The 1,227-nt window shown below is 57.9% G+C and carries 1 rRNA gene; it reads right to left on the minus strand.

From position 1 onward, the window contains the following. Positions 1-983 (minus strand): 16S ribosomal RNA (locus ABZ855_RS48380); the annotation flags it as partial. Between the last annotated feature and the right edge of the window lie 244 nt (positions 984-1,227).

The raw sequence follows: 1,227 nt of genomic DNA on the forward strand, positions 1-1,227 counted from the left end.
GTTTTCCGGTGTATGTCAAGCCTTGGTAAGGTTCTTCGCGTTGCGTCGAATTAAGCCACATGCTCCGCTGCTTGTGCGGGCCCCCGTCAATTCCTTTGAGTTTTAGCCTTGCGGCCGTACTCCCCAGGCGGGGAACTTAATGCGTTAGCTGCGGCACCGACGACGTGGAATGTCGCCAACACCTAGTTCCCACCGTTTACGGCGTGGACTACCAGGGTATCTAATCCTGTTCGCTCCCCACGCTTTCGCTCCTCAGCGTCAGTAATGGCCCAGAGATCCGCCTTCGCCACCGGTGTTCCTCCTGATATCTGCGCATTTCACCGCTACACCAGGAATTCCGATCTCCCCTACCACACTCTAGTCTGCCCGTATCGAATGCAGACCCGGGGTTAAGCCCCGGGCTTTCACATCCGACGCGACAGACCGCCTACGAGCTCTTTACGCCCAATAATTCCGGACAACGCTTGCGCCCTACGTATTACCGCGGCTGCTGGCACGTAGTTAGCCGGCGCTTCTTCTGCAGGTACCGTCACTTGCGCTTCTTCCCTGCTGAAAGAGGTTTACAACCCGAAGGCCGTCATCCCTCACGCGGCGTCGCTGCATCAGGCTTTCGCCCATTGTGCAATATTCCCCACTGCTGCCTCCCGTAGGAGTCTGGGCCGTGTCTCAGTCCCAGTGTGGCCGGTCGCCCTCTCAGGCCGGCTACCCGTCGTCGCCTTGGTGAGCCACTACCTCACCAACAAGCTGATAGGCCGCGGGCTCATCCTGCACCGCCGGAGCTTTGAACCCACCCCCATGCGAGGGAAGGTATTATCCGGTATTAGACCCCGTTTCCAGGGCTTGTCCCAGAGTGCAGGGCAGATTGCCCACGTGTTACTCACCCGTTCGCCACTAATCCACCCCGAAAGGCTTCATCGTTCGACTTGCATGTGTTAAGCACGCCGCCAGCGTTCGTCCTGAGCCAGGATCAAACTCTCCGTGAATGTTTACCCGTAATCGGGTGCACACATCACGAGAGCGGAACAGTCAGGCGGAATAAGCCCGACCGTTCACAGCGTCCTCGCTGTTGTGTTTACTTCAAAGGAACCTCATCCTCGGCCATGACGGCCTCGGACGGGGTATCAACATATCTGGCGTTGATTTTTGGCACGCTGTTGAGTTCTCAAGGAACGGACGCTTCCTTCGTACTCACCCTCTCGGGCTTTCCTCCGGGCTTTTCCCTTCGGT

The sequence above is a fragment of the Streptomyces sp. NPDC047042 genome (assembly GCF_040644035.1).
Lineage (GTDB): Bacteria > Actinomycetota > Actinomycetes > Streptomycetales > Streptomycetaceae > Streptomyces.